The organism is Actinoplanes sp. NPDC051851, from assembly GCF_040681165.1.
In the GTDB taxonomy this organism is placed as follows: Bacteria; Actinomycetota; Actinomycetes; order Mycobacteriales; family Micromonosporaceae; genus Actinoplanes.
This window is the reverse complement of sequence record NZ_JBFAYF010000032.1, coordinates 29,033-51,802: the sequence shown is the minus strand read 5'-3', so window position 1 is coordinate 51,802 and position 22,770 is coordinate 29,033. Positions and strand designations below refer to the sequence as shown.

Annotated in this window: 26 protein-coding genes; 16 read left to right on the top strand and 10 right to left on the bottom strand. The window is 71.0% G+C overall.

Going from position 1 to position 22,770, the window contains the following annotated elements; all coding sequences use genetic code 11:
* The first annotated feature begins 225 nt into the window (after positions 1-225).
* Entirely contained in the window at positions 226-1,329 is a 1,104-nt protein-coding gene (mraY, locus tag AB0M08_RS27665; protein WP_364499080.1) for a phospho-N-acetylmuramoyl-pentapeptide-transferase, read from the top strand.
* A gap of 54 nt (positions 1,330-1,383) precedes the next feature.
* On the opposite strand, the gene AB0M08_RS27660 is transcribed toward mraY, so the two are convergent.
* The 3 genes from AB0M08_RS27660 to AB0M08_RS27650 all read right to left on the bottom strand — a co-directional run bounded on the left by AB0M08_RS27660 (position 1,384) and on the right by AB0M08_RS27650 (position 3,142).
* Positions 1,384-1,890 carry a hypothetical protein gene (locus tag AB0M08_RS27660; RefSeq protein WP_364499077.1) on the bottom strand — a complete coding sequence of 169 codons (507 nt, stop codon included), beginning with the start codon at positions 1,888-1,890 and terminating at the stop codon, positions 1,384-1,386.
* Between the two features lie 119 nt (positions 1,891-2,009).
* Positions 2,010-2,411, bottom strand: coding sequence for an ATP-binding cassette domain-containing protein (locus AB0M08_RS27655; RefSeq protein ID WP_364499074.1), 402 nt, complete (start codon positions 2,409-2,411; stop codon positions 2,010-2,012).
* A 383-nt stretch (positions 2,412-2,794) separates the two neighbouring features.
* Positions 2,795-3,142 (bottom strand): hypothetical protein, encoded by a 348-nt coding sequence (locus tag AB0M08_RS27650; RefSeq protein ID WP_364499071.1) that lies wholly within the window; start codon positions 3,140-3,142, stop codon positions 2,795-2,797.
* A gap of 12 nt (positions 3,143-3,154) precedes the next feature.
* On the opposite strand from AB0M08_RS27650, the gene AB0M08_RS27645 reads away from it, so the two are divergent.
* Positions 3,155-3,898 (top strand): SDR family oxidoreductase, encoded by a 744-nt coding sequence (locus AB0M08_RS27645; RefSeq protein ID WP_364499069.1) that lies wholly within the window; start codon positions 3,155-3,157, stop codon positions 3,896-3,898.
* 1 nt (position 3,899) lies between these two features.
* Positions 3,900-4,601, top strand: coding sequence for a histidine phosphatase family protein (locus tag AB0M08_RS27640; protein ID WP_364499066.1), 702 nt, complete (start codon positions 3,900-3,902; stop codon positions 4,599-4,601).
* 37 nt (positions 4,602-4,638) lie between these two features.
* Here AB0M08_RS27640 and AB0M08_RS27635 read toward each other — a convergent pair whose 3' ends face one another.
* Positions 4,639-4,989, bottom strand: a complete 351-nt coding sequence (locus AB0M08_RS27635) for a DoxX family protein (RefSeq protein WP_364499064.1) — start codon at positions 4,987-4,989, stop codon at positions 4,639-4,641.
* Between the two features lie 91 nt (positions 4,990-5,080).
* Here AB0M08_RS27635 and AB0M08_RS27630 point away from each other — a divergent pair, with 91 nt between their 5' ends.
* The 3 genes from AB0M08_RS27630 (at position 5,081) to AB0M08_RS27620 (ending at position 7,067) form a co-directional block, all read left to right on the top strand.
* Entirely contained in the window at positions 5,081-5,515 is a 435-nt protein-coding gene (locus AB0M08_RS27630) for a MarR family transcriptional regulator (RefSeq protein WP_364499061.1), read from the top strand.
* A 25-nt stretch (positions 5,516-5,540) separates the two neighbouring features.
* Positions 5,541-6,494 (top strand): hypothetical protein, encoded by a 954-nt coding sequence (locus AB0M08_RS27625; protein WP_364499058.1) that lies wholly within the window; start codon positions 5,541-5,543, stop codon positions 6,492-6,494.
* A gap of 195 nt (positions 6,495-6,689) precedes the next feature.
* Positions 6,690-7,067, top strand: a complete 378-nt coding sequence (locus AB0M08_RS27620; protein ID WP_364499055.1) for a hypothetical protein — start codon at positions 6,690-6,692, stop codon at positions 7,065-7,067.
* A gap of 61 nt (positions 7,068-7,128) precedes the next feature.
* Here AB0M08_RS27620 and tsaD read toward each other — a convergent pair whose 3' ends face one another.
* Together tsaD and def are read right to left on the bottom strand one after the other, a co-directional pair.
* Positions 7,129-8,154, bottom strand: a complete 1,026-nt coding sequence (gene tsaD, locus AB0M08_RS27615) for a tRNA (adenosine(37)-N6)-threonylcarbamoyltransferase complex transferase subunit TsaD (RefSeq protein ID WP_364499052.1) — start codon at positions 8,152-8,154, stop codon at positions 7,129-7,131.
* 2 nt (positions 8,155-8,156) lie between these two features.
* A complete protein-coding gene (gene def, locus AB0M08_RS27610; protein WP_364499050.1) occupies positions 8,157-8,675 on the bottom strand; it encodes a peptide deformylase in 519 nt (172 codons plus the stop codon).
* A gap of 144 nt (positions 8,676-8,819) precedes the next feature.
* Here def and AB0M08_RS27605 point away from each other — a divergent pair, with 144 nt between their 5' ends.
* From AB0M08_RS27605 to AB0M08_RS27580, 6 genes are all read left to right on the top strand, one after another.
* Positions 8,820-9,518 carry an energy-coupling factor ABC transporter permease gene (locus AB0M08_RS27605; RefSeq protein WP_364499047.1) on the top strand — a complete coding sequence of 233 codons (699 nt, stop codon included), beginning with the start codon at positions 8,820-8,822 and terminating at the stop codon, positions 9,516-9,518.
* The gene (locus AB0M08_RS27600) at positions 9,515-9,877 is read left to right on the top strand and encodes a PDGLE domain-containing protein (protein WP_364499044.1); all 363 of its coding nucleotides are present in this window, start codon (positions 9,515-9,517) and stop codon (positions 9,875-9,877) included. Before AB0M08_RS27605 ends, AB0M08_RS27600 begins: the two co-directional genes overlap by 4 nt.
* The gene (locus AB0M08_RS27595; protein ID WP_364499041.1) at positions 9,874-10,989 is read left to right on the top strand and encodes a HoxN/HupN/NixA family nickel/cobalt transporter; all 1,116 of its coding nucleotides are present in this window, start codon (positions 9,874-9,876) and stop codon (positions 10,987-10,989) included. Before AB0M08_RS27600 ends, AB0M08_RS27595 begins: the two co-directional genes overlap by 4 nt.
* Before the next feature lie 138 nt (positions 10,990-11,127).
* Entirely contained in the window at positions 11,128-13,746 is a 2,619-nt protein-coding gene (alaS, locus tag AB0M08_RS27590) for an alanine--tRNA ligase (RefSeq protein WP_364499038.1), read from the top strand.
* Positions 13,747-13,855: 109 nt separating this feature from the next.
* Positions 13,856-14,485, top strand: a complete 630-nt coding sequence (locus tag AB0M08_RS27585) for a superoxide dismutase (protein ID WP_364499035.1) — start codon at positions 13,856-13,858, stop codon at positions 14,483-14,485.
* Positions 14,482-14,754 carry a superoxide dismutase gene (locus AB0M08_RS27580; protein WP_364499032.1) on the top strand — a complete coding sequence of 91 codons (273 nt, stop codon included), beginning with the start codon at positions 14,482-14,484 and terminating at the stop codon, positions 14,752-14,754. Before AB0M08_RS27585 ends, AB0M08_RS27580 begins: the two co-directional genes overlap by 4 nt.
* Before the next feature lie 53 nt (positions 14,755-14,807).
* Here the strand turns inward: AB0M08_RS27580 and AB0M08_RS27575 are convergent, their stop codons facing one another.
* The 4 genes from AB0M08_RS27575 to AB0M08_RS27560 are packed head-to-tail and all read right to left on the bottom strand — an operon-like array spanning position 14,808 to position 18,310.
* Entirely contained in the window at positions 14,808-15,467 is a 660-nt protein-coding gene (locus AB0M08_RS27575) for a class I SAM-dependent methyltransferase (protein ID WP_364499029.1), read from the bottom strand.
* Positions 15,464-16,228 (bottom strand): ABC transporter ATP-binding protein, encoded by a 765-nt coding sequence (locus AB0M08_RS27570; RefSeq protein WP_364499027.1) that lies wholly within the window; start codon positions 16,226-16,228, stop codon positions 15,464-15,466. The genes AB0M08_RS27575 and AB0M08_RS27570 overlap by 4 nt, the downstream gene beginning before the upstream one ends.
* On the bottom strand, positions 16,225-17,202 hold the full coding sequence (locus AB0M08_RS27565) for an ABC transporter substrate-binding protein (protein ID WP_364499024.1): 978 nt from the start codon (positions 17,200-17,202) through the stop codon (positions 16,225-16,227). The genes AB0M08_RS27570 and AB0M08_RS27565 overlap by 4 nt, the downstream gene beginning before the upstream one ends.
* Before the next feature lie 16 nt (positions 17,203-17,218).
* Complete coding sequence (locus AB0M08_RS27560) at positions 17,219-18,310, bottom strand: iron ABC transporter permease (protein ID WP_364499021.1); 1,092 nt, start codon at positions 18,308-18,310, stop codon at positions 17,219-17,221.
* 146 nt (positions 18,311-18,456) lie between these two features.
* Between AB0M08_RS27560 and AB0M08_RS27555 the strand changes: the two genes are divergently transcribed.
* From AB0M08_RS27555 to AB0M08_RS27540, 4 genes are read left to right on the top strand one after another with little or no spacing between them, the layout of a single operon-like run.
* On the top strand, positions 18,457-19,992 hold the full coding sequence (locus tag AB0M08_RS27555; protein WP_364499018.1) for an ABC transporter substrate-binding protein: 1,536 nt from the start codon (positions 18,457-18,459) through the stop codon (positions 19,990-19,992).
* The gene (locus AB0M08_RS27550) at positions 19,962-20,948 is read left to right on the top strand and encodes an ABC transporter permease (protein WP_364499016.1); all 987 of its coding nucleotides are present in this window, start codon (positions 19,962-19,964) and stop codon (positions 20,946-20,948) included. The genes AB0M08_RS27555 and AB0M08_RS27550 overlap by 31 nt, the downstream gene beginning before the upstream one ends.
* Complete coding sequence (locus AB0M08_RS27545) at positions 20,941-21,780, top strand: ABC transporter permease (protein WP_364499015.1); 840 nt, start codon at positions 20,941-20,943, stop codon at positions 21,778-21,780. The genes AB0M08_RS27550 and AB0M08_RS27545 overlap by 8 nt, the downstream gene beginning before the upstream one ends.
* On the top strand, positions 21,777-22,691 hold the full coding sequence (locus tag AB0M08_RS27540) for an ABC transporter ATP-binding protein (protein WP_364499013.1): 915 nt from the start codon (positions 21,777-21,779) through the stop codon (positions 22,689-22,691). The genes AB0M08_RS27545 and AB0M08_RS27540 overlap by 4 nt, the downstream gene beginning before the upstream one ends.
* Positions 22,692-22,770: the final 79 nt, after the last annotated feature.

The following is a 22,770-nucleotide window of genomic DNA, read 5'->3' as shown; positions in this document are numbered from 1 at the left end:
GCGGAGCGTGGCGGCTTCCACCTGAGCGACGTGCCCTCCGGTAGGTCACCGTGGGCGACCGCGACGTGACGGTATCGTGCCGACCCCGCCGATGACCTCGTACCGGTGAGTCGGGGTGGCGGAACGGTGGGCCCAGGGCCGCTTCGGTTATCGTCGGATGGCAAGATCATCCCCCGTGATCGATGATTCTGACCTACTCGGCACCAATGGCGTGGAGGCTCGTTCGTGAGGGCGGTCATCGTCGCGGCGGCCGTCGCGTTCATCGTCTCCCTGCTCAGCACACCGCTGGCGATCCGGGTCTTCACCGCGCTCAAGGCCGGCCAGCCGATCCGTTCGCTCGGCCTCGCCTCCAGCGCCGGCAAGACCGGCACCCCCGCGATGGGTGGCGTCGCGTTCATCGTGGCGACCCTCGTCGCGTACGTCGCCGGGCACCTGGCGCTGACCACGCTGCCGGAGCGGCAGATCGCCCAGGAGAAGCCGACCATGACGGCTCTCGTCCTGCTCGGTCTGCTCGTCTTCTGCGGCGCCGTCGGCTTCATCGACGACTTCCTCAAGGTCCGCAAACGCAACTCCGACGGCCTCTCCGCCAAGGGGAAGCTGCTCGGCCAGGCGATCATCGGTACCGGGTTCGGCATCGCGGCCCTCTACGCGACCAGCACCAACGGCGAGACCGTGATCAGCGAGAACATCTCGTTCATCCGGGACATCAGCTGGCTGAACGTGGGCAAGATCGGCGCGGTGATGATGTTCGTCTTCGTGATCACCGCGATGTCGAACGGAGTGAACCTCACCGACGGCCTGGACGGCCTGGCCACCGGCGCGTCGACCCTGGTGCTCGGCGCGTACGCGCTGATCGGGTACTGGCAGTACCGGCACTGGTGCGCCGACGAGACGTACGCCCAGGCGACCGGCTACTGCTATCAGGTCCGTGATCCGCTCGAGGTCGCGATGATCGCGGCGGCCGCCGCCGGTGCCTGCGTGGGCTTCCTGTGGTGGAACACCTCCCCGGCACGGATCTTCATGGGTGACGTCGGCGCGCTCGGGCTCGGCGCCCTGATCGGCGGGCTCGCGGTGGTGACCCACACCACGTTGCTCTCGATCCTGATCGGCGGGCTCTTCGTCATCATCACGGTCACCTGGGTGATCCAGATCGTCTCGTACCGGACCACCGGCAAGCGTGTCTTCCGGATGGTGCCGCTGCACCACCACTTCGAGCTGGCCGGGTGGAGCGAGGTCAACATCGTGGTCCGGTTCTGGATCCTGGCGGGTGTCTGCGTGGCGATCGGCCTGGGCGTCTTCTACTCGGAGTTCCTGAGCGCCGTCGGATGACACGCGGTCGCAGGGGTGCGGGCGGCTCGGCCGCCCGCACCCCTGTTTCTCGCCTCAGGCGTCGGTCTTCGCGAGACGGTACGCGGCGGCGCCGAGTGTGAGCGCGACGTACCCGGCGAAGACCCCCAGCCCGGTCCACGGGCCGAGCGAGCCGTCCGCCCGGGTCACCGACATGATCTGGCCACCGGCGTCGCTGGGCAGGTACTTCGTGATCACGTCGGTGATCGAGCCCGGCAGGAGCATGACCAGGCCGGGCAGGATCAGCAGGGTGCCGGCCAGGATGGCGATCGCGCCCGCGCTGGAGCGGACCAGCACGCCGAGGGCCACCCCGAGCACCGCGACCAGGCCCAGGTAGAGGCCGGCGCCGAGCAGGCTGCGCAGCACACCGTCGTCGCCGAGGCCCAGCGCGGTGACCGCATCGGAGAGCAGGCCCGCACCGAGCAGGAACGAGACGAACGCGCCGGCGGTCATCAGCACGAACACGCTGCCACCGGCCATCAGCGCCTTGCCCCAGAGCACCGGGAGCCGGGACGGCACCGCGGTCAGCGTCGAGCGGATCATGCCGGTCGAGTACTCGCCCGCGGCCAGCAGCGCGCCGAGGACACCGACGGCGAGCGAGGCCAGGGTGGCACCGGCCAGCGCGAGGCTGACCGGGTCCGCCTCGACGTTGGCGGACGCGATCAGCCCGATCGCGACCAGCAGGAACGCGGAGACGCCGAGGGTGATCTGGTCAGCCCGGCCAACTCGATCACCTCGTCGACGCGGGAGCGCGGGATGCCGTGCGTACGCGCGAGCGCCAGCAGGTGGCTGACCGCGGACCGGCCGGGGTGCACCGCCTTGGCCTCCAGCAGCGCGCCGATCTCCTGGAGCGGCGCGACGTGCTCGGCGTAGCGGGCACCGTTGACCAGCACCTCGCCGGAGGTCGGCCGGTCCAGACCGACGATCATCCGCATCGTGGTGGACTTGCCGGCGCCGTTCGGCCCGAGGAAACCCGTGACCTCCCCGGGTCTTGCGGTGAAGGTGAGGCCGTCGACGACGGTTTTGGTCCCGTACGTCTTCACGACCTGTCGCACTTCGATCATGCCGGTGTCCCTCCCGTGGTGACCTGCCGCAACGACGCTACGGAGCGCCGGGAGCACGGTCGTGGCACCGCGGGTGGCATTTCGGGGGCGGAGTCGTACCACTCCGCCCGCTGCTCTCGCCGGACATGTGGCCGTCGCCCGGCGTCACCCGGGTCGCGGAGAGGTTCGTGATGGCGAATGTCGTGAACATTCCCGCCGAACAGGCCGTCACCGCGGTGGCGGCGATCCATCGCTTTCCGGTGGATTCGCTCATCACGAACCTCCCCCTTTTTTCAGCGCCGGTTCGAATCAGAACGAAAAGGTGTGCTGGAAATACACCGGCGACCGGAACGGGAGCTTGTAGGAGCCCGCGACGGTCAGGGTCTTCTGGGCCCAGTCCACGGTCACGGTGCCCTGGACGTCGATGATGACGAGGTCCAGTTCGAAATGCCCGAGGGGTTTCCGGCGTTGAGCTCGAGGTCGGCGAAGGTGTAGCCGAAGACCGTGCCCTTGAGAACCAGCACCTCCTGGGCGAGGTCGATCTCGACGGTGAAGGTGAGCGGGCCGAAGGACCAGCTCCAGTCGATGGCGGTGGGCGCCGCCAGGGACGCGTCGAGGCCGGCCGAGAAGCGCTCCAGTTCCGAGGCCGTCGTGGTGGTGGTCGTCCGGCGGTGACACCGAGCCGCGGATACCTCACCGGGATGACGGGATCGGTGGACGAACAGGCGGAGCAGGCCCGCCCGGGTACCCACTACGGTGTGCGGATGAGCATCAGCAGCCGCGGCGTCATCCTGATCACCGGGGCCAGCGCCGGGTTGGGCGAGGAGATGGCCCGGCAGTTCGCCGCCCTCGGGTACGACCTCGCGCTCTGTGCGCGCCGTGTCGACCGCCTCGACGCGCTGCGCGCCGAGCTGCCGGTCCGGACCGTGGTCAGGCGGCTCGACGTCACCGACGACGAGGCGGTGTTCCGGGTGTTCCGGGAGTTCGCCGCCGAGTTCGGCCGGATCGACCGGGTGGTCGTCAACGCCGGGCTCGGCAAGGGCGCGCCGCTCGGCACCGGCCGCTTCGACGCCAACCGGGCCACCGCGATGGTCAACTTCGTCGGCGCGCTGGCCCAGGCCGAGGCCGCGCTGGAGATCTTCCGGGCCCAGGGGAGTGGCCACCTCGTGCTGATCTCGTCGGTCTCCGCGCTGCGCGGCATGCGCCGGTCGATGACCACGTACGCCGCCACGAAGGCCGGCATCGCCGCGATCGCCGAGGGCCTGCGCGCCGAGCGTATCCCCGGCGTCGACGTCTCGGCCGTCTTCCCCGGCTACATCCGCTCCGAGATGAACGAGCGCGTCCAGCAGCGGACCAGGTTCATGGTGGACACCCGGACCGGGGTGCGCGCGATGGTCGCCGCGATCGAGAAGCGCCGGGCGACCGCCTATGTGCCCGCCTGGCCGTGGGTGCCGATCAGTATGGCGATGCGACTGTTACCGCTTTCGATCGTACGGAAGATGGTGTGACATGCCCCGTCTGTTGCTGATCAGGCACGGTCAGGCGTCGTTCGGTGCCGACGACTACGACGCGCTCTCCGAGCTCGGCCACGAGCAGGCGCGCACGCTCGGTCGCTCGTTCGTGGCGCGCGGCGTCCGCCCCGGCCTGCTGCTGCGCGGCACGATGCGCCGCCACGCGGAGACGGCCGCCGGTCTGCTCGACGGCCTCGGCACCGCGCTTGCGGAGATCGTCGACGAGGGTTGGAACGAGTTCGACTTCCAGCACGTCGTCGAGATCCACCGGCCGCTCTTCCGTGACCGCACCGCGATGATGGCCGAGATCGGCCGCTTCGAGCGCCCCGACCGCGCCTTCCAGCAGATCTTCGAGGAGGCGACGCTGCGCTGGTCCTCAGGCAGATTCGATTCACAGTACGCCGAGAGCTTCGCCGCCTTCCGCGCACGCGTGGCGGCCGTCCTCGACCGGGCGCGTGCCCTGCTCGCCGAGCACCGGGAGATCGTGGCGGTGAGCTCGGGCGGCCCGATCGCGATGGCCGCCGCCCTGCTCACCGTCGGCGACTCGGCCGGGACGGCACCCCTGTGGTCGGCCCTGAACCGGGTCACCGTCAACACCGGCGTGACCAAGGTGATCTCCGGCAGCCGCGGCCTCTCCCTCTCCACGTACAACGAGCACACGCACCTGGAGGACCGGCCGGCGCTGCTCACCTACCGCTGACCGGTTGCTCCGCGCGGCGCGCAGGGGCCGGGCCGGCTCAGGCCGAGGCGACGGCCAGGGTCAGGGTGATCGCGGCGAGGGCCAGGAGCAGCGCCGGCACCGGCAGGCCCCGGGTGTCGCGGATCCGAAGGTGGGTGATCACGGCGCCGGCGAAGTAGAGGACGAGGCCGGTCGCCGCGGCGATCCCCAGGGGCCGCCAGCCGATGCCGATCCACAGGCCGAGCGCCCCGGCGAGGTTGAGAAGACCCAACGGCACTAACCACTTCCCGGGTACGCCCGCGGCGGTGAGCCCGGCGACGACCCGCTCCACTCCCCGGATCTTGGCGATGGCGGTGGCGGTGACCAGCGCGCCGTACACGACGGCGGCCACGACGTAGGCAGAAAACATGGTGACCTCAAAACTGTATAGCCGGAGTAATCGTTGGAACAGTACAACGATTACTCCGGCTATACAATCGGGGGTGGGTATGATGAACGACATGCAGTTAGGTGTGCTCCTGGCGGGCCGGGGCGCGGTCGCCAGCGCCCGGGTCCGCAACGCCCTCGCCGTCCGCGGCCTCACCCTGCGCTCGGTCTTCACGCTCACCCGCGTGGCGAAGGAGCCGGTCAGCCAGCAGTCGCTGATCGACCTGCTCGGCGTCGACCCGAGCGCCCTGGTCTCGGTCCTCAACGAGCTGGAGGGGCTGGGCCTGCTCGCCCGGCGGCGCGACCCCGCGGACCGCCGGCGGCACGTCGTCACGATCACGCCCGAGGGCACGTCCGCCCTGACCGAGGTGGACGCGATCCTGAACGGCGCGGACGACGACCTGTTCGCGGCGCTCAGCCTCGACGAACGGGCCCAGCTGGAACGGCTGCTGGAGAAGGTCGCCGACAGCGAGGGCTGCGAGAAGTACGAACCGCCGCAACCGCATTGATCCAGGCCGGTACCCTGCCTGGGCGATGAGGATCGATGCGAAGACACTCGGGGGAGCGGCCGTCGCCGCGGTCCTGGTCGTCGGCGCGGCCGCCGCCGGGATCGGTCTCGTCACCCGCGACTCGTCGCCGTCGAGTACGGTCGCCGCCGCCGAGCCGGTGGGCGAACCGCGGATCCTGCGGCGCTCCCCGCGCGACGCCCGGCAGGCGTGCCGGCTCGACCAGGCCGGCGCGATGGAGTGGATCGTCCGGTCCGCGCCGTGGGGCCGGTCCACCGGGCTCGCGCTGCGCCCGCGCAACAGCGAGCGCTGCACCCTGTCCGGCACGCCGCTGCTGTCCGGCGTCGACACCGTGACCGGCGAGTCCGCGCCGATCCCCACCGGTGCCGCCGGTGCCGCCGGTGCGCTCGACGCGCGCGTCCCGCGCCAGTTCCCGGCCACCGTCGACCCGGGCGAGACGGCCCGGCTGGAGGTCCGCGGCACCCCGTGCGCCGCCGGGGAGGAGCCGCGGTCGTACCGTGAACTGACGGTCACCACCGGAACCGAGACGATCCCGCTGCCCGCCTCCCGCACCCTGACCGGCGTCTGCGGCGCCGCCGTCAGCGAGTGGTTCGTCGAACCGCCCATGCTGTACGCCGCCCTGAACGCCACCGTCGAGGCACCCGCCGTCCTCCGCCGCGGACATGACTTCACCTACACCGTCACGATCACCAACGTGTACGCCCGCGACTACGGGTGGTCGTCCTGCCCGGTCTACCGCCTGGGGCTCGCCGCCACCGCCATCGGTTCGTGGCGGCGGATCGTCTGCACACGGGAGGGCGTGGACGGCCACGACGGCGTCGCGTTCACCCTGCGCGGCCGCATCCCGTCGGACACCGAGCCGGGCGAGCAGAGGCTGACCTGGATCGCCGCGACGAGCTCCGGCGAGGCCGTCATCGCCGACATGGCGACCGACGGCACGGCCGTCACCGTCACCGGCTGAGGGCAAGGGTGCCCCGGTGGCGCCCGGGACACCCTTCATCCTCATCACAGGAACGGCACGGAGTGGCGCCGGACCTGATGCAATCCTTTCCTAGTTGCCTACCCTTTGCAATAAGCCGCTAACGTACTCATAGACAATCCATAACTTGGACCTGTGAGGACACGGATGTTCGACCAGGAGGCCGCGTTTACACTGATGGGAGCGCGCGGATTCCGCCGTACCGCGGCCAGCCGGGCGGTGCTCGCCGTGCTCCAGGGCAGCCGCGGCATGACGGCGCGAGCGATCCACGACCGGCTGATCGCCACCGGCGAGACCTGCGACATCGTCACCGTCCACCGAGTGCTGCGCCGCCTGAGTGCGGCCGGCGTGGCGTATCCGGTGCCCTGCGGGAGCTCGGTCGGCTACCGGCTCGCCGGCCCTCAGGACCCGGTGCTGCAGTGCGTGCGGTGCGGCGTGACGACGCCGCTCAGCGGGGCCGTCACCACGGCGCTGGCCCGGGAGGCCGACCAGGCCGGCTTCACCGTCGGCCCGGTGGTGACAGGTCACTGCCCGGACTGCCGCCGGAGGGCGTGACCGTGCCGTCCAGGCTCTCCACCCGACGGCAGAGGTCGACCGGATCGGATTCCTCGGTGGCTCACCGATCACCGGCCGGCAGGAGTGCACCATGCAGTACGGCGTTCGGGTCGATGCCCAGCGTCAGTGGGCTGGGCGCCAGGCCCGCGCGGGCGACCAGGTCACCGACGGCGGCGATCATGGCGCCGTTGTCGGTGCACAGCGCCGGTCGCGGCACGCGCAGGACGATGCCCGCCTCGGCGCAGCGCGCGGCGGTGAGCGCGCGGACCCGGTTGTTGGCGGCGACACCGCCGACCATCAGCAGGGTGTCCGCCCCGTGGTCGAGGCAGGCGGCGACGGCCTTGCGGGACAGCGTGTCCGCGACGGCCTCCTGGAACGAGGCGGCCACGTCGGCGACCGGCAGCGGCCCGGGGTGCCGTTCCACCCAGCGAGCCACGGCCGTCTTCAGCCCGGCGAAGGAGAAGGCGTACGTCCCGGTCATCGGGCGGGGGAAGCGGACCGCCTCCGGGTCGCCGTCCGCGGCCGCGCGGTCGATGGCGGGCCCACCGGGGTAGGGCAGGCCGAGGAGCCGGGCGACCTTGTCGAAGGCCTCGCCGGCCGCGTCGTCGCGGGTGTCGCCGAGGTGCACGATCGGGTCCCGGGCCAGGTCGCCGAGCAGCAGGAGCGAGGTGTGCCCGCCGGACACGATCAGCGCGACGCAGCGCGGTGGCAGCGGGCCGTGTTCCAGGGTGTCGACCGCGGCGTGACCGGCCAGGTGGTGCACCCCGTAGAGCGGCACGCCCAGCGCCAGCGAGAAAGCCTTGCCCGCGGCGAGGCCGATCTGCACGGCGGTGGCCAGTCCCGGCCCCGCGGTGACCGCGACCGCCTCGACGTCGGCGAAGGCCACCCCGGCCCGGTGGAGAGCGGTGCGGACCATCGTCGGGAGGGCTTCGAGGTGTGCCCGGGCGGCGATCTCGGGCACCACGCCGCCGAACCGGGCGTGCTCGTCCATGCTGGAGGCGAGCGCGTCGCCGAGCAGCACCCCGTCGCGGACCAGGCCGACGCCGGTCTCGTCGCAGGAGGTCTCGATGCCGAGGACGAGGGGCATGCTCAGCGCAGCCCGGCCTCGCGCAGCAGCACGTCGCGCTGCTTCTCCGGGAGCCGGTCGACGTAGAGCAGACCGTTGAGATGGTCGGTCTCGTGCTGCAGGCAGCGGGCGAAGTAGCCGGTGCCGGTCACGGTGATCGGTTTGCCGTCGCGGTCCACGCCGCCGGCGGTGGCCAGCGACGCGCGGGGGACCGAGGCGCGCGGGCCGGGCACCGAGAGGCAGCCCTCGTCGCCGTCGTCGACGCCGGCGAACGCCGACGGAGCTTCCAGGACCGGGTTGACGAGGTGGCCGACCTGGCGGATGCCGTCGGCGTCCGGGCAGTCGTAGACGAAGACCTGCGCGTCGACGCCGATCTGGTTGGCGGCCAGCCCGACACCCTGCGCCGCATACATCGAGGCGAACATGTCGTCGATCAGGTCCGCGAGTGTCTGGTCGAAGACGGTCACATCGGCGCAACGACGATGCAGCACGCTCTCGCCGTAGTAGGTGATCGGGCGTACGGTGCCCCGGGCGTTCGACATTGCTGCACACTATATGCACCTGCAACTGACTGGCATTAGGGTCGGGTGAATCTCACTACCTGCCAGTTATTTGCAATAACGACGTGTTCTCATATGCTCTGCGCGAGCGGGAGCAACGGCTCCCCCGCATCCTGGGGAGGCGTCATGGATGTGCGAGCGATGCACATCTCCAACGGCATCATCAGCGGACCGGTCTCGGTCGTGTTCATCGTCTTCGCCGCCGCGGTGCTGGCGGTCTGCGTGTGGAAGGCCCGCGCCGACCTCGACGACCGCCTCGCACCGATGGCCGGTCTGGTCGCGGCGTTCATCTTCGCCGTGCAGATGCTCAACTTCCAGGTGCTGCCCGGCGTCTCCGGTCACCTGCTCGGCGGCACCCTCGCGGTGATCCTGGTCGGCCCGTGGGTCGGCGCGCTCTGCGTCTCCACCGTCCTGATCGTCCAGTGCCTGCTCTTCGCCGACGGCGGCCTCACCGCCATCGGCCTGAACATCACCAACATGGCGATCATCGGTACGGCCGCCGGATACCTGCTGGTCGTGGCCCTGGTGAAGATCCTGCCGAAGACACCGGCCGCGCTCGGGGCGACCGCCCTGATCGCCTCGATCGTCAGCGTCACGGTCGCGTCGCAGGGCTTCGTCCTCGAGTACGCCCTCGGCGGCACCACCGACCTGTCGCTGCCGGCCATCTCCGGCACCATGGCCGGCGTCCACGTGCTGATCGGCATCGGGGAGGGCATCATCGCCTCGACCACCGTGATCACCGTGGCGAAGGTCCGCCCCGACCTGGTGTACGCCCTCCGCAGGTTCCGCAGGCCCGTCACGATCGAAGCGGAGGCCACCGCATGAACAGGAAGCTCGGCTGGTTCATCGGCGCGGGGCTGCTGGTCGCGTTCCTGCTGGCCGGGGTGGTGTCGAACTTCGCCTCCGGCAGCCCGGACGGCCTGGACGCCACCGCCCGCGACGGCTGCGTCTTCAACGCGGCCGACGAGATCGTCAGTGGCACCTGCATGGTTCAGCAGGAGCAGGCCCACCAGATGGCCGACAGCCCGCTCGCCGACTACGGCATCGAGGGCATCGAGAACGAGTACCTGTCGACCGGCCTGTCCGGCATCGCCGGCGTGCTGATCACTTTCGGTATCGGCGCGGGCGGCTTCTGGCTGGTTCGCCGCCGCGACCAGAAAGCCGCGGAGGAAGCCCCGACATGACCGACACCGCGTCCCGCCTCACCCGGTTCCGCCAGAGCCTGACCCGCCAGGACTGGCGCGCCCTCGGCGGCATGACCGGCTTCATCGTCCTGCTGCACGTCGTCGGGTTCGGGGTCCTGTTCGGCCTGGTCGTGCCGAAGCACTTCCACCTCGGCGGTGTCCATCCGGTCTTCACCGTCGGCGTCGGCGTGCTCGCCTACACCTTCGGGCTGCGGCACGCGTTCGACGCCGACCACATCGCCGCGGTCGACAACACCACCCGCAAGCTGATCCAGGACGGTGGCCGCAAGCCCCTCTCGGTCGGCTTCTGGTTCTCCCTCGGCCACTCCACCATCGTCTTCTGCCTGGCGTTCCTGCTCTCGATCGGCGTCAAGGCGCTCGCCGGGCAGGTCGAGAACGACGGCAGCGAACTGCACTCGATCACCGGTGTGATCGGCGCCTCGGTCTCCGGGGTGTTCCTCTGGATCCTCGGCATCCTCAACCTGGTCGTGCTGCTCGGCGTGATCAGGGTGTTCCGTGAGATGCGCCGCGGCGTCTACGACGAGCAGGCCCTGGAGGAACAGCTCAACAAGCGCGGCTTCATGAACCGCTTCCTCGGCGGCCTGACGAAGTCGGTGCGCAAGCCGTGGCACATCTACCCGATCGGCGTGCTCTTCGGCCTCGGCTTCGACACCGCCACCGAGGTCGGTCTGCTGGTCCTGGCCGGCGGCGCGGCCGCCTTCAACCTGCCCTTCTACTCCATTCTGGTGCTGCCGATCCTGTTCGCGGCGGCGATGTGCCTGATGGACACCATCGACGGCGTCTTCATGAACGCCGCCTACGGCTGGGCCTTCGCCAAGCCGGTCCGCAAGGTCTTCTACAACATCACCATCACCTCGATCTCGGTCGCCGTCGCTCTGATCATCGGCACCGTCGAGCTGATCGGCGTCCTCGACGACCAGGCCGGCATCACCACCGGACCGCTCGCCGCGATCGGCGCCATCCCGCTGGACTACGCCGGCTACGGCATCGTCGCGTTCTTCGTCGCCGCCTGGCTGATCGCGATCGCCGTCTGGCGCTTCGGCCGGGTCGAGGAGCGCTGGTCCGCCAACCTCTCGCCCTCCGGCGAGTAGCCGCCCGAAGACCCGTGAGGGCCGGGACCGGATCTTCCGGTTCCGGCCCTTTTCGCGTACGCCCACCGCCCAGTGAATCATCGCGCTCTGATGCATCTATGATGCTGTTGCAAACTATGGGCAATAAGGGGAGCGTTGATGCGGACGGCGGAGATCAAGCGGCGCTTTCTGGCGCACTTCGCGGCGAACGGGCACACGGTGGTGCCCTCGGCGCCGCTGCCGGCGATCGCCGACCCGAACCTGCTGTTCATCAATGCCGGCATGGTGCAGTTCGTGCCGTTCTTCCTGGGTCAGCAGACTCCGCCTTATCCACGGGCGGCGAGCGTGCAGAAGTGCATCCGGACGCCGGACATCGATGAGGTCGGCAAGACGTCGCGGCATGGCACGTTCTTCCAGATGAACGGGAATTTCTCGTTCGGCGACTACTTCAAGGCGGGTGCGATCGCCCTCGCCTGGGAGTTGTCGACGAAGCCGGTCGGGCAGGGTGGTTTCGGTCTCGATCCGGAGAAGATCTGGGCGACCGTCTACCTCGACGACGACGAGGCCATCGAGATCTGGAAGAAGACCGGGCTGCCGGCCGAGCGGATCGTGCGCCGCGGCAAGAAGGACAACTTCTGGTCGATGGGCATCCCCGGCCCGGCGGGCCCGTGCTCCGAGCTGTACTACGACCGTGGTCCGGCGTACGGCAAGGAGGGTGGTCCGGAGGTCGACGAGGACCGGTTCATGGAGTTCTGGAACCTGGTCTTCATGCAGCACGAGATCGCCGATGTGGCCTCGAAGGAGGAGTTCCGGATCGTCGCCGATCTGCCGAAGCAGAACATCGACACCGGGATGGGCCTGGAGCGGATCGCGTCGATCCTGCAGGGTGTCGACAACCTGTACGAGATCGACGAGGTCCACCCGATCCTGGCCCGCGCCGCCGAGCTGACCGGCAGGCAGTACGGCAAGCGGTCCGGCCGCGCCGCCGCCGAGAGCCACCCGGACGACGTGCGGCTGCGGGTGGTCGCGGACCACGTGCGGACCGCGCTGATGCTGATCGGCGACGGCGTCACGCCCGGCAACGAGGGCCGCGGGTACGTGCTGCGCCGGATCATGCGCCGCGCGATCCGGGCCATGCGGCTGCTCGGCTGGCACGACCGCGCGCTGCCCGAGCTGCTGCCGATCGCCCGGGACTGCATGGCGCCCTCCTACCCCGAGCTCACCGGCGACTTCGACCGGATCGCGCAGGCCGCGTACGCGGAGGAGGAGACCTTCCTCGGCACCCTGCGCGCCGGGACCACCATCCTGGACACCGCGATCGCCGAGACCAAGGCGTCCGGCGCCGCCCGGCTCCCCGGCGCCAGGGCGTTCCAGCTGCACGACACGTACGGCTTCCCGATCGACCTCACCGTGGAGATCGCCGCCGAGCAGGGCCTCACGGTGGACGCGGACGGGTTCCGGGCGCTGATGGCCGAACAGCGCGCCCGGGCCAAGGCCGACGCGAAGGCCCGCAAGACCGGCCACGCCGACCTCTCCGACTACCGGGCCGTCCTCGACGAGCACGGCCCCACCCGGTGGCTGGCCTACGAGACCCTGGAGACCGAGTCGCGGGTGCTGGCCGTGCTGGGCGCCGGCGGCCTGGTCACCGTCTTCCTCGACCGGACCCCGTTCTACGCCGAGAGCGGCGGCCAGGACTCCGACGCCGGCATGCTCACCGGACCCGGCCTGCACGCCGAGATCATCGACGTGCAGCGCCCGGTCAGGGGCCTGATCGCGCACACCGTCCGGATCCTCGACGGCGCCATCGCGGCCGGGGACCTCGTGCACGCCGCGGTCGACCCGGAGTGGCGGACCGGCGCCCGGCAGGCGCACTCCGGCACCCACGTGGTGCACGCGGCACTGCGGCACGTGCTCGGGCCGACGGCACTGCAGTCCGGCTCCTACAACCGGCCCGGTTACCTGCGGCTCGACTTCGCCTGGCGCGGTGGCCTCTCCGACGCCACCCGCAGTGAGGTCGAGGAGGTCGCGAACCTCGCGATCCGTCGCGACCTGCCGGTCGGGGTCCGCTACCTGCCTCTGGACCAGGCCCGCGCCGAGGGCGCCATCGCGCTGTTCGGCGAGACGTACGACGAGACCGTCCGGGTCGTCGAGATCGGCGGCGACTGGTCCCGCGAGCTCTGCGGCGGCACCCACGTCGACCGCTCCGCCCAGATCGGCTCGCTCGCCATCACCGGTGAGTCCTCGGTCGGCGCCGGCCAGCGCCGCGTCGAGGCGGTCACCGGCATCGAGGCGTTCCGTTACCTGGCCCGGGAACGAGATCTGGTCGGCCGGCTCGCCGGCCAGCTCAAGGCCCGCCCCGAGGAGCTGCCGGACCGGGTCGCCGCCCTGCTGACCCGGATGAGGCAGGTGGAGCGCGAGGCCGGCGACCTGCGCGACCGGCTCCTGGAGCTGGACGCCGAGAGTTACGCCGCGCAGGCGGTGGACCTCGGCGGCACCGCCTACGTCGGCGTCACCACCACCGGAGACGGTCGCGTCCTCGCCGAGAAGATCCGTCACCGGCTCGGCAACCGTCCCGGCGTCATCGGCGTCGTCGCGGGCACGAGCGTCGTCGTCACGGTGACCCCCGCCGGCCTGGAACGCGGGCTCTCCGCGGCGGACCTGGTCAAGCTGCTGCTCGCCGGGCGCGGTGGCGGTACCCCGGCCGCCGCGCAGGGCAGGGCCGCCGGCGATCCCGCGGAACTGCTCGTCCGGCTCCGCGATCTGACGGTCGCGTCGTGACCGGAATTGATGGCGCGACATCGATGGGAAATGCTTCCGTACTCCTGTCGGATCTGGTTTATTGCAAGTGAACGGCAACAACGAACTACTAGCGGAACTGAAGGTAGCGATGGCGGCATACACGCTTCCCGACATGCCCTACGACTACGGCGCGCTGGAGCCGGCCATGTCCGGCCAGATCCTGGAGCTGCACCACAGCAAGCACCACGCGGCGTACGTCAAGGGCAGCAACGACACCCTCGACCAGCTGGCCGAGGCCCGCGACAAGGGTGACTACTCGGCCCTGGTCGGCCTGGAGAAGACCCTGGCGTTCAACCTCTCCGGGCACGTGCTGCACTCGATCTTCTGGAACAACCTGCGTCCGGGCAGCAGTGCCGATCGGCCGGAGGGCGACCTCGAAGCGGCGATCATCGAGCACTTCGGCTCGTTCGAGGCGTTCTCCGCGCAGCTCTCCACCGCCACCAAGGGCGTGCAGGGCTCCGGCTGGGGCGTCCTCGCATGGGAGCCGTTGTCCCAGCGCCTGATCGTCGAGCAGGTCTACGACCACCACGGCAACGTCGGCCAGGGGTCGACCCCGATCCTGGTCTTCGACGCCTGGGAGCACGCGTACTACCTGCAGTACAAGAACGTGCGCCCGGACTACGTCGACCGGCTCTGGAACCTGGTCAACTGGTCCGACGTCACCAAGCGGTTCGACGCCGCCCGCGCGGCCGGGAACCCGATCATCCTCGCCCCGTGACCGGGGCCGGCCCCGGGCCGGTCTTCCTCGTGGCGCAGCAAGCGGCGGGAGTCATCGCGGCCAAACACCGCGGTGACTTCCCCGGCGCCGAGGAACTCCTGGTCTCCATGGGCGACGAGACCACCCGCACCCGCGGGTTCTGCCTGCTCGCCGAGCTGGCCCTCAGCCTCATCCGGTCACAGACCGGGCAGAGCATGGACGAGCTCATCCAGGAGCTCACCCTGCTGATGGCCGAGATCGCCGGACAGCCCGGCTCCACCGCGGCCTGACCCATCCGGCCGTGGCGACGGCATCACCACCGTCACGGCCGGGCGAGTCCCGGTCAGCGACGACCGGTGATCAGGAACTGCATCTGGACCACGTGGTTCTCCGCGACGCCGTACTTCTCGTCGAGGGCGTGGATCCTGGTCAGCGGCGTCACGGTGACGCCGGTGAGCCCGGCCTTCTCGAACACCGTCGCGGTCTGGTTGATCGAGGAGGCGGCGGCCAGCGGCAGCGTCGCCCAGATCTCGCCGTCGTAGAAGCTCTGCGGCCCGTTCGGGAACCAGGTGCTGTCCACGGCCGCGACCGTGCCACCCGGCTTGACCAGCTGGATCCAGTTGGCGAGCGCCGCCTCCGGGTCGCGCAGCGTCCACATCACGTACCGGCTGACCACCGCGTCGAAGCTGCCCGCCGCGAACGGCGGCGCCACCGCGTCCCCGAGCTGGAACGTCGGCCCCGGGTAGGCACGGGCGCGTTCCAGCATCCCCTCGGAGAGGTCGATCCCGGTCACCCGGTGTCCGAGACGGGCGAGGGTGACCGCCACGTGCCCGCTGCCGGTCCCGACGTCGAGCACGTCGATCGGCGCCTCCGGCAGGGCCTGCGCCCACACCTCGGCCCAGGCCCGGTCGTCCTCGGCGAGCCGTTCGGGCCGCTGCTGGTAGGCGTCGTACGCGGGCGCCCGCCCGGTCCAGTACTCGTTGATGCGGTCCTGCACGGTCATGGGGTCAGTACTCCTTCGAACAACAGGTGGAGATTCCCGTCCAGGTCGACCCGGCGCATGCCGATGCCGTAGACGGGTTCGAGCACATCCGGCTCCAGCACCTCGGTCACCGTGCCCGCCGCGACCACCGTGCCGCCGCTGAGCAGCACCAGGTCGTCGCAGTAGCGGGCGGCCAGGTTCAGGTCGTGCAGCACCACGATCACGCAGGTGCCCAGCGCCCGGACCAGGCCCAGAACCTCGTGCTGGTAGCGGATGTCCAGATGGTTGGTGGGCTCGTCGAGCAGCAGGTGGGTGGCCTCCTGCGCCAGGGCCCGGGCGATCAGCACCCGCTGCCGCTCGCCGCCGGAGAGCCCGGCGAACGACCGGGTGGCCAGGTGGGTGGCGCCGACCCGGTCCAGGCAGGACGCCGCGACGGCGAGGTCCGCGCGGCCGGCCCGCTGGAACGTCGACAGGTGCGGGCCGCGGCCGAGCAGCACCGTCTCGGCCACGGTCAGCGCACTCTCGCCGCCGGACTCCTGGACCACGACGGCGATGCGCCGCGCGGCCTCCCGGGGAGCCAGCGTCCGCAGCGTGTCACCGTCCACGCCGACCCGGCCGGTCGGGCTGCGCAGGGCACCGTAGAGCAGGCGCAGCAGGGTGGTCTTGCCGCTGCCGTTCGGCCCGATCAGCCCGAGCACCCGACCGGGCCGCGCGGTGACGTCGACGCCGTTGATGACCGGGGTCGCGCCGTACCGCCAGGAGACGCCGGTCGCCTCGATCACGACGTGGCCTTGAACCGCTGCACGATCTTCTCCAGGCCGTCCACGGCGAGCGGGGACGGCGGCTCGGTGAAGTTGAACAGCTGGGTCATCACGTCGCCGTTGCGCACCGCGGTGAGCTTGTCCGCGCCGGGCAGGTCGGTCAGCGCCTTCTCGACCGCGGCCGGGTCGCCGGAGCTGTAGAGCAGCACGATGACGTCGGGATCACGGCCGAGCAGTTCCTCCAGGGTGACCTCGAAGACCCGCTCCTTCGTGTCGGCGAAGACGTTGGTGAAGCCGGCCGCCTCCAGCTGCGGATGCGCCATGCTCCCGGTGCCGTAGGCGTAGGTCACGCCGCCGCCCACCGTCGGGTACAGCACCGCCGCGGTCCGCCCCGAGGCCGCTCCGGCCTCCTCCTTGATCTTCGTGAGCCGTTCCTGCAGGGCGGTCACCGCGCTCTCCGCCGCGTCCTTCTCGTCGAAGACCTTCCCGTACGCGCGAAGCTGGGCGGAGATGTCGTCGAAGGTCGGCGCCCCGGTGCTGTCCGCACACATCGCGGGCTCCTCCAGCAGCGGGATGTCCACCGCCGACAGGGTGTCCCGGGAGAGGTTGTCGACCTCGCCGAGCACCAGATCGGGCTGCTGGCTGATCACCACCTCCTTGGAGATCTGCAGGTGCCCGGTGGTGTCGGTCTTGTCGGTGAGCAGCGGGATCTTCGCCAGCTCGGCCAGCGTCGCGGCGTCGTAGTACGCGTCCGGGTACACCCCGGCGCGGGCGGTGACCCGGTCCAGCACACCGAGGTCGTGCAGGTACGGCACGGCGGCGCTCTTGAGCAGCACGACCCGCTGCGGCTCGCTGTCGAAGGTCACGTCGGTGCCGCAGTTGCTGATGGTCACCGGATAGGCGGCGGAGCCACCGTCGGCGGTGGTCGTCCCGGCGTCGTCCGCGCACCCGGCCAGCAGCAGGAACGAGGCGAGGACGGGGAGGGCCTTCTTCATGGGGGAGGGGTTCCTTTCAGGAGCCGGCGGCGTGCATGCGACGGATCAGGACGAGCAGGAAGGGTGCGCCGAGCAGGGAGGTGATGATGCCGATCGGGATCTCCTGCGGGGCCAGCAGCACCCGGGCCACCACGTCCGCCCAGACCAGCAGGATCGCCCCGAGCAGCGCGGCCACCGGCACGACCCGGGCGTGCGGGGCGCCGACCAGGCGGCGGGCCAGGTGCGGGACGACCAGCCCGACGAAGCCGATGCTGCCGGAGGCGGAGACGAGCACGCCGATGCAGAGCGAGACGATCACGAGCAACCGGATCCGGAACCGGTCCGGGGAGACGCCGAGGGTGTGCGCGGTCTCGTCGCCGACCGCGAGGACGTCCAGCCGCCGCCCGGTGACGGTCAGGTACGCGATGGTCCCGCCGATGACCACGGCGGCGACGGTCAGCAGCGCGTCCCAGCGGGCCAGGCCCAGCGAGCCGAGCAGCCAGAACATCACCGACCGGGCGCCCTCGGCCGACCCCGAGGCGAAGATCAGGAAACTCGTGGTCGCGTAGAGCGCGTAGCCCACCGCGACCCCGGAGAGCAGCAGCCGCATCGAGGTGATCCGGCCGCCGCTGCGGGCGATCAGGAAGACCAGCAGCGCCGCGGCGAGCGCGCCGAGGAACGCGCTGGCCGAGAGCGCGTACTGGCCGAACCCGGCGCCCGCTCCGAACAGGATCGCGGCCGCCGCACCGCTGGACGCCCCGGAGTTGATGCCGAGCAGGTACGGATCGGCGAGCACGTTGCGGACCATCGCCTGCAGCGCGACGCCGCAGACCGCGAGCCCGGCGCCGACCAGGATCCCGAGCAGCACCCGCGGCAGCCGTACCTGCCAGACGATCGCCTGCTCCGGCAGCGTCCAGGTGACCTCGCCCGGCACGCCGACCAGCTGGTTCCCGATGATCCGGGCCACGGTGACCGGGCTGATCGCGATCGCCCCCGTGCCGACCGCGACCAGCGTCGTCGCGACGAGCGCCGCGGTGAGGACGGTGAGCCACAGCGCGGTGCGGCGCCGTTGGGCGCCGATGCCGAGAAGGTCCTCGTCCTCCCGGCCCGCCGTCAGGGTGACGGACACCGAGACCTCCTCATACCAGGAACTTGTTGTTGCAATTGATGTGCAAGAGGCTAACAGTGAGATCACCTCCGCGTGAAGGTGGCCGCTACGGATCGATGCATGGGACTCTTATTGCCATGTAGTTGCAACTAGGAAAGTATGGCGGTATGTCGATCTCCCGCCGGTCTGCCGGCGTGCTCGCCGCTGCCCTGATCGCCCTCGCCGCCTGCTCGAACCCGTCCACCGCCGACTCCGCCGCGGCCGGGGAGACCTTCGTGGTCGCCACCTCCGGGGAGCCGGACACCCTCAACCCGGTGCTCGGGTACGGCAGCGACGGCGCCTCGCTGATCTTCGACGGGCTGGTCGCCCGGGACGGGCGGAACGCCCTGATCCCGGCGCTCGCCGCGGAGCTGCCCACGGTCGACGGCACCACCGTGACCGCGAAACTGCGCAGTGGCGTCACCTTCCACGACGGCACCGTGCTGACCGCCCAGGACGTCGTCTTCACCTACCGGTCGGTGCTCGACCCGAAGGTCGACTCCACGCTCCGCTCCGACCTCGACATGCTGGCGAAGGTCGAGGCGCCGGACCCCTCGACGGTGGTCTTCACGCTCAAGTACGCGTACGCCCCGTTCCTGCAGCGCCTCACCCTGGGCATCGTGCCGGCGAAGGCGCTGAGCGGGCAGGACATCAACAAGGCCGGGTTCAACCAGAAGCCGGTCGGCACCGGGCCCTACAGGGTGACCTCGTGGACGCCCGGCGACCGGCTGGTGCTCGCGGCGAACGACGGGTACTGGGGTGGCAAGCCCGCCAACCGGGGCGTCGTGGTCGCCTTCGTCGAGGACGACAATGTGCGCGCGCAGCGTACGCAAGCAGGGGAATTCGATGTTGTGGAACTGGCACCGAAGCTGGCCGCGGCATTCCCGAACGCGGTGAAGGTGCCGACCGCCGACTACCGCGGGGTGATGCTGCCGCTGAAGAACCCGGTCGCCGGCGACCTCGCGATCCGCGCGGCCCTGAACACGGCCGTCGACCGGCAGGCGATGGTGACCGGGGTGCTCGCCGGCACCGGTGAACCGGCCTACGGGCCGATCGCGCCGAGCTCGGAGTTCGCGGTCACCACCACCCCGGCGGCCGCCGACCTCACGGGTGCGGGCTGGACCGCCGGTAGCGACGGGATCCTGGTCAAGAACGGAGAGCGGGCCACGTTCACGCTGATGTACCCGGCCGCCGACAGCCTGCGCAAGGAGCTCGCGCTCGCGGTCGTCGCGGACGCCAGGAAGATCGGCATCGAGGTCGAGCCGGAGGGCCTGACCTGGGACGCCATCTACCCGCGGATGAAGAGCGACGCGCTGATCATGGGCTTCGGCACCCCGTACGACCCGGACTTCGTCTCCTACAAGCTGTTCGGCTCCGCCTTCGCCGAGCAGGGCTACTACAACCCCGGCTCCTACGACTCGGCCGTCGCCGACCGGGCCCTCGAGGACGGGCGGAAGCAGATCGACCTCGCGAAGCGGCAGGCCGCGTACGCCACCTTCCAGAAGCAGCTCGCCGCCGACGTACCGTGGGTGTTCCTCACGTACCTGCAGCACACCTACGTGGTCCAGGACGGGGTCACCGGCGTCACGCCGCGCGTCGAGCCGCACGAGCACGGTGTCGCCAACAGCCTCTGGTGGAACATCAACACCTGGACGCGTACGTGATCCGGCTGATCCGCAATCGGCTCGCCATCGCGCTGCCGGTGCTGATCGCGACCAGCATGGGCATGTTCCTGCTCGGCGCGGCGTCGCCGATGGACCCGGCCATGCAGTACGCGGGCGCCGCCGCGTTCACCGCCTCCCCGGAGAACCTCGCCCAGATCCGCGCGAACTGGGGCGTCGACGATCCGCTGCCGGTGCAGTACCTGCGCTGGCTCGGCAACCTGCTGCACGGTGACCTCGGCTGGTCCACCTCCCGCCATCAGGAGGTGGCCGCGGTGATCGGTGCGCGGGCCGGGTGGACGCTGCTGCTGCTCGGGATCACGCTGGTCGTGGTGCTCGCGTCCAGCCTGCTGCTCGGCACGCTCGCCGCGCACCACCGGGTCGTGGACCGGTTCGTCACGACCACGGCGTACGCGGTCGAGTCGATGCCGGTCTTCTGGCTGGCGCTCGCCGCGATCGCGGTCTTCGCCCTGACCCTGGGCTGGTTCCCGGCCGGTGGCCTGACCGACGTACGGTCGGTCGCGGTGGACCCCGGGGACGTCGCGCACCACCTCGTGCTGCCGGTCCTCGTCCTGACGATCTCCCAGTCGCCGTGGTTCCTGCTCTTCGTCCGGGACGCGGTCGCCGAGAGCCTGCGCGACGACCACGTGCTCGCCGCTCGGGCCCGGGGTCTTCGCGGTCGCACGGTCCTTTTCGGTCACGCGCTGCGGACGGCGCTGCTGCCGTTCCTCACCCTGGCCGGCACCCACCTGCCCGAACTGGTCGGCGGGTCGGTGCTGGTCGAGACGGTCTTCTCCCTCCCCGGGCTCGGCGCGGTCAGCGTGCAGGCGGCGCTCGGCAGCGACTTCCCGTTGCTCGCCGCGATCACCCTGATCACCACGACCGTGGTGCTGACCGCGAACCTGCTCACCGATCTGGCGTACGGGATCGCCGACCCGAGGGTGCGCGTCGATGGCTGAGCTCGCGTGGTCACGTCCGAGAATGCCCAGCGTGGCGGGCGCCGTGCTGGTGGTGGCGATCGGCGTCACCCTGCTGATCCCGCTGATCGCGCCGCTGGACCAGAGCGCGGTCGCCCTGGACCGCGTCTCGCTGCCGCCGTCGCTCGCCCATCCCGGCGGCACCGACGACCTCGGCCGCGACGTGCTTCTGCGCAGCCTCTACGGATTACGGGTGTCGCTGCTGGTCGGCGTGGTCGCGGCGATCACCGCGACGGTCCTCGGCGGGCTGATCGGCGGCGTCTCCGGCCTGCTCGGCGGCTGGCCCGACCGGATCCTGATGCGTGTCGTGGACACCGTCGCCGCCCTGCCGCACCTGCTGCTCGGCATCTTCATCGTGGCGATGCTGCGCCCCAGCCTCGGCGCGGTGATCCTCTCCATCGGCCTCACCCACTGGCTGTCGACCGCGCGCATCGTCCGATCCGAACTCCTGTCGCTGCGCACCCGCCTCTTCATCGACGCGGCCGTCTCCGGCGGCGCGAGCCGGATCCGGGTGCTGACCCGGCACCTGCTCCCGCACGTCCTGCCGAAGATCGCCCTCGCGACCACCCTGATGGTCCCGCACGCGGTCTGGCACGAGACCTCGCTGTCGTTCCTCGGCCTCGGCCTGCCCCCGCACCTCGCCTCGCTGGGCAACATGATCAATGACGGTCAGCGGTCGCTGTTCACCGGCGCCTGGTGGGCCAGTCTCGTCCCCGGCCTGGTGATCATCGTGGTCACCCTCGCCGTCGCCGCGGTCGCCGCCCGATGGCGCGACCGGCTCGACCCCCGAGTCCGAGCGGAGCTGAACCTGTGACGCTGTTGGCGATCGAGGGCCTGAGCGTGCGGTTCCGCCTGCGCGACGCGACGGTCCGGGCCGTTTCGGACACCACCCTTACGGTACGACGGGGAGAGCTGCTCGCCGTGGTGGGGGAGTCCGGGTGCGGCAAGTCGGTGCTCGCGCACGCGCTGTTCGGCCTGCTGCCCGGCAACGCCCGGGTCACCGGCCGGGCGGTGCTCGACGGCGTCGACGTGCTGAGCTGCGGCGAGAAGCGGCTCGCCGGGGAGATCCGCGGCCGCCGTCTGGGTCTCGTCCCGCAGAGCCCGGCTACCGCGCTCACCCCGGTCCGCACCGGCCGCGCCCTGCTCACCGAGACGTTGCGCGCCCACCGCCGGGACCCGGCCCTCGCCGAGCGGATCGCCGCCGACGCCGGACTGGACCCGGCAGACCTGGACCGCTACCCGTTCCAGCTCTCCGGCGGGATGGCCCAGCGCCTGGTCACCGCGCTCGCCCTGGCCACAGACCCACCCCTGCTGATCGCCGACGAGCCCACCACCGGCCTGGACCGCCCACTCGTCGACCACACCCTCGACCTGCTGCGCCGCCGCTGCGACGCCGGCGGCGCGGTCCTGCTGATCACCCACGACCTGGCCGCCGCCGAACGGGTCGCGGACACCGTCGCGGTCATGTACGCCAGCCGGATCGTCGAGCACCGCCCGGCCCGGCAGGTGTTCGGGAACCCGGCGCACCCGTACACGGCGGCACTGCTCGACGCGCTGCCCGACCGGGCGTTCCGGCCGATCCCCGGCGACCCGCCGATGCTCACCGCACTCCCGGCCGGCTGCGCCTTCGCCGCCCGCTGTGCACGTGTCACGGCCGCCTGCGCCGAGCTGCCCACCGGCCCGGTCGCCTGTCATCACCCGCTGCTCTCGGAGGCCGCCGCGTGAGTCTCACCCCCCACTCACCACCCGCACGTCGCGGAGGCCGCCGCGTGAGTCTCGTCGCCACTCAGCACCCGCACGTCGC